Source organism: Limnobacter sp. (assembly GCF_964228395.1).
Lineage (GTDB): Bacteria > Pseudomonadota > Gammaproteobacteria > Burkholderiales > Burkholderiaceae_B > Limnobacter.
Genome location: NZ_CAXQZX010000167.1, coordinates 1 through 4,319 on the forward strand (window position 1 = coordinate 1; position 4,319 = coordinate 4,319).

Consider the following 4,319-nt stretch of genomic DNA (forward strand, 5'->3'; position numbering starts at 1 on the left):
CCATTGCCCGGGCCTTGGTTTCAGAACCCCGCATCCTGATTTGTGACGAACCCACCTCGGCGCTCGATGTGTCGGTGCAGGCGCAAATTTTGAACTTGCTCAAACGTTTACAGCACGACACAGGTGTGGCCATGCTGTTCATTACTCACAATTTGGCCGTGGTTCAATATTTGGCCGATGAAGTGATTGTGCTTCGGCAAGGGGAGGTGGTAGAACGGGCTGGGGCGCAGCAATTGTTTGCCAATCCACAGCACGCCTATACACGTCAGTTGATTGCCGCAGCGCCGGTGTTGTAGGTTTTAAGAAGACCAGGGGTCTTTGCCCAATGCAGCAGGCAGGCTTAAGCGAGTGCCAGGTTTTAAGCGGGTTTTGCTACCCATGCCATTGCTTTGTTGAATGTCTTTTACCGACAGGCCAAACTGCCTGGCTATGCCAATCAGCGTATCGCCTTTTTTTACCGTGTACATGCGCCCCGGCCCCCGGGTTTTGTAGGCCTTCAGGCTGTTTAGAACCTTGTCGGCATGGTAAATGGGCACCAAAAGCCGTTCTGTGTGGGCTGCATACAGCACGGGTTGGTTTAAGGCCGGGTTGAGGCGTTTGAACGTATCCAGGCTCAGTCCACTTAAACGGGCCACTTCGCGCAGGTCCAGGTCACTACTACGCTTGATCTCGGTGAAGTAGGGTTGGTTGGGCACCTTGGGCAAGGTGATGCCAAAACGTTCGGGCTCGTTAATCAGGTTTTTAAGGGCTTGCAGTTTGGGAATGTACTGGCGGGTTTCGGCGGGCAATTCGAGGTTGTACAGCGTAGGCTCCAAGCCAGCCTCTTGGGCTTTGCGGCTGGCTTTAAGCACTGATCCCTCGCCCCAATTGTACGAAATCAAGGCCAGGTGCCAATCGCCATGCAGGTCGTACAGGTAGGTCAGGTAATCCAGGGCCGCTCGGGTCGATTCTTTTAAATCACGCCTTTCGTCCACCCATTGGTTTTGCTTTAAATCAAACTGCCTGGCGGTGCTTGGGATGAACTGCCAAAGCCCCACCGCTGAACGGGGCGATCGGGCATGTGGATTGAACTGGCTTTCCACAAAGGGAATCAGGGCCAGCTCGGCGGGCAGACCGCGCTTTTCGCATTCCTGCAAAATAAAGTACATGTAAGGTTCAGAGCGCTTGAGCATGGTGTTTACCATGCTGCGGTTTTTGCGCAGGGCGCGCTCCCGGACAATCACGTCTTGGGTTTCGATGTCAGGAATGGCGAAGTTGCTTCGCATGCTGGCCCACACATCGGCGGGGTCTTGCGCAAAGTCCAGCGTGACCAAATCGGGCGGCAACGATAGCTTTAAGGCCAAGCCCGGGTTGGGTGACACCAGGCCAAACAACTGCTCTGTGGGTTCTTCGCTGGCCATGCTGACCTGGTCTTGCGCATTGGCCAGGGGCAATACGCAGCACGCCAATGCAACGCCCACGGCCCAGGCCCGCAAAGGCTTGGCGGTATTAGAATACTTCACCGAAATAAACGGAAATGGGCTCAAAGGGTTCAACCTGCCTTGGCATGGGCATTGGGCGAAGTTGCATCCTATGTGGATATTTTTGGGTGGTCAATCGAGAATTTGGACTCTACCTGCACTGGATGACACCGCTTGACGGCAACGGGTGTGGTGAGATTGCAAAAAAGAGTTAACTGCCCGCGCTGCTTAAAATTTGTCTTTGGCTTCCCGAAGTGCTTTGAATTCAATGGGGTTTTTAGACATCATAAACAAATTGCTTAAGCGCTCGGTTGCCAGCGTGGTCGGAATTGTGCTCATGCCTTGTTTGCGAATTGTTGTTACTTCACGCTCTCGCTGTAAAACGCCTTCGTGGCCTGGGGCGGTGGCCCGGGCAAACCGAAGATTTGCCTCGGTGTATTCGTGTGCACAAAACACCAGGGTGTGTGCAGGAAATTGGTTAAGTTTTTGAATGGAGTGGTGCATTTGTTCGGCGCTGCCCTCGAACAAACGCCCGCACCCAGCCGAAAACAAGGTGTCGCCACAAAACATCCAGACTGGTCGGTCCGCAATGTCATCAAATTCAATAACAAAAGCCAGGTGGTCCAGGGTGTGGCCGGGCACTTCCAGCACTTTCACGGGCAAACCGAGCACTTCTAGGCGCTGGCCCTCATGCACTGGGTGGCTAACCTGGGGAATGTGTCCGCCAGCTGGGCCATAAACCGGCAAGGTTTGTGGGTCGCACCCGGTTAAAGTGCGAAGGCCACCCACATGGTCCATGTGGTGATGTGTGACCAAAATCCCGCTAAGATGAAAACCATTCACATCGAGAAAGGATTGAACCGACTTGGCGCAACCCGGGTCTACCACCACAACACCCTGGCTGGGCTGATGCACAATGGCCCAAATGTAATTGTCTTGAAACGCCGGAATGCCGTGCACCGACCACTGCGCCACGCTGGAAGATTTGAATGATTCCATCTGAACCTCTTGATGAACTAAGCTCCCGCCAAGCTCAAATGTTAGCACTGGATGCCTGGCTACAATCACCGGCTGGCCGGTACTTCACCAGCCGTGAGCAAGCCTGGATTGACCAGGTGATGCCCGACCTGTTCGGTTTCAGGGCGGTGCAATTGGGCACACGCATGGTTGACGGCTTGAAGGCCAGCCGCATACCCCACAAGGCTTATGTGCACGAGGCCTGGGCGGGTAATCAGCCCGATGCGCCGGGCAATGCCATGCCCGATTGTTTTGCCGAGTTTGAAGAATTGCCATTTGAGTCGCAGTCGCTGGACATGATTGTGCTGCCGCATGTGCTGGAGTTTTCTGACGACCCGCACCAGTTGTTGCGCGAGGTAGAGCGGGTGCTCATGCCCGAGGGGCGCGTGGTCATCACAGGGTTCAACCCCATGTCTTTGTGGGGGCTTCGTCATGTGATGTTCAAACGTTGGGCCAAGGTGTGGCCCAACGGTTGCGCCCCCATTCACCTAAGCCGTTTAAAAGACTGGTTGAAATTGTTGTCCTTCGAGCCAGAGTTTGGGCGTTTTGGTTGCTATCGGTTCCCGGCTTTCACTGCCCCGGGCTTGGCTCGCATGGGATTCATGGAGCACGCAGGCGACCGTTGGTGGCCTGTGTGTGGTGCGGTGTATTTTATTTGCGCGGTAAAACGGGTGCGGGGCATGCGTTTGGTCGGGCCCGCGTTCAAAGACAAGGCACTGGCCGTGAAACAACTCAAGCCCGTGGCCAATAAGGCGCTGCATAAAACACCTACAATAGACGGTCATTCTTCAACATCTTGAGAGACAAATTTGACCGAACATCGCATTGCCTCGGTGGTGATGTACGCCGATGGGGCCTGCAAGGGCAACCCGGGCCCTGGAGGCTGGGGGGTTTTGCTGAAGTCTGGTGATCACCAGAAGGAGCTGTGCGGCGGCGAGTTGAACACCACCAATAACCGCATGGAGCTTACTGCTGTGATTGAGGGCTTAAATGCCCTGAAGAAACGTTGCAGCGTGGACGTGTACACCGATTCGCAGTACGTGCGTAAAGGTATTCTGGAGTGGATGCCAAAGTGGAAGCTAAATGGCTGGCGCACCTCCGACAAAAAACCGGTGAAGAACGCCGATTTGTGGAAAGTGCTTGATGAAGCCAGCGTAAAGCACCTGGTACGCTGGCATTGGGTGAAGGGCCACGCTGGCGACCCTGGCAACGAGCGTGCCGACGCGCTGGCCAACCTCGGGGTTGAAAAAGCGCTGGGTCACCCGCTTTAACAAAGGATATTGAACATGCGTTTTGTGGTGCTAGACACTGAAACCACCGGGTTGGAAGTTCGCCAAGGACACCGAATTATTGAGATCGGTTGTATTGAAGTGCTGGGTCGCCAGGTGACCGAGCGGTATTTTCACGAATACATCAACCCCGAGCGCGAGGTGGACGAGGGCGCCTACCAAGTGCACGGAATTTCCAATGAAATGTTGGCCGACAAACCCAAATTTGAACGAATCGCCAAGAATTTTGTCGATTTCATCAAGGGCAGCACCTTGATTATTCACAACGCTGCGTTTGATGTGGGCTTTCTAGACATGGAGCTGGATCGCCTGGGGTTGGGTAAGGTGCAAGACCATGTGGAGTCGGTCATCGACTCCCTGCTCATGGCTCGGGAGATGTTTCCGGGCAAGCGAAACAATCTGGACGCCTTGTGCGACCGCCTGGGCGTGAACAATGCCCATCGCCAGCTGCACGGCGCTTTGCTGGATTCGCAAATTTTGGCCGAAGTATATTTGGCCATGACCCGCGGGCAAGACAGCTTGGTCATTGACGCCCATGGCAGCCACCATGCGC

The 4,319-nt window shown here is 54.8% G+C and carries 5 protein-coding genes and 1 pseudogene; 4 read left to right on the plus strand and 2 right to left on the minus strand.

Features of this window, described 5'->3' with window-relative positions; translation table 11 throughout:
- Positions 1-296: pseudogene (locus ACEQU8_RS14085) on the plus strand (ABC transporter ATP-binding protein); the annotation flags it as partial.
- A 3-nt stretch (positions 297-299) separates the two neighbouring features.
- Here ACEQU8_RS14085 and ACEQU8_RS14090 read toward each other — a convergent pair.
- Together ACEQU8_RS14090 and gloB are read right to left on the minus strand one after the other, a co-directional pair.
- Entirely contained in the window at positions 300-1,526 is a 1,227-nt protein-coding gene (locus ACEQU8_RS14090; protein WP_370264443.1) for a transglycosylase SLT domain-containing protein, read from the minus strand.
- A 162-nt stretch (positions 1,527-1,688) separates the two neighbouring features.
- Positions 1,689-2,459, minus strand: coding sequence for a hydroxyacylglutathione hydrolase (gene gloB / locus ACEQU8_RS14095; RefSeq protein WP_370264444.1), 771 nt, complete (start codon positions 2,457-2,459; stop codon positions 1,689-1,691).
- Here gloB and ACEQU8_RS14100 point away from each other — a divergent pair.
- The 3 genes from ACEQU8_RS14100 to dnaQ form a co-directional block, all read left to right on the plus strand.
- On the plus strand, positions 2,450-3,277 hold the full coding sequence (locus ACEQU8_RS14100) for a class I SAM-dependent methyltransferase (RefSeq protein ID WP_370264445.1): 828 nt from the start codon (positions 2,450-2,452) through the stop codon (positions 3,275-3,277). The genes gloB and ACEQU8_RS14100 overlap by 10 nt on opposite strands.
- Positions 3,278-3,316: 39 nt before the next feature.
- Positions 3,317-3,748, plus strand: coding sequence for a ribonuclease HI (rnhA, locus tag ACEQU8_RS14105; protein ID WP_370264448.1), 432 nt, complete (start codon positions 3,317-3,319; stop codon positions 3,746-3,748).
- A 15-nt stretch (positions 3,749-3,763) separates the two neighbouring features.
- Positions 3,764-4,319: DNA polymerase III subunit epsilon (dnaQ, locus tag ACEQU8_RS14110; protein ID WP_370264447.1), on the plus strand; the 556-nt coding region annotated here is incomplete at its 3' end.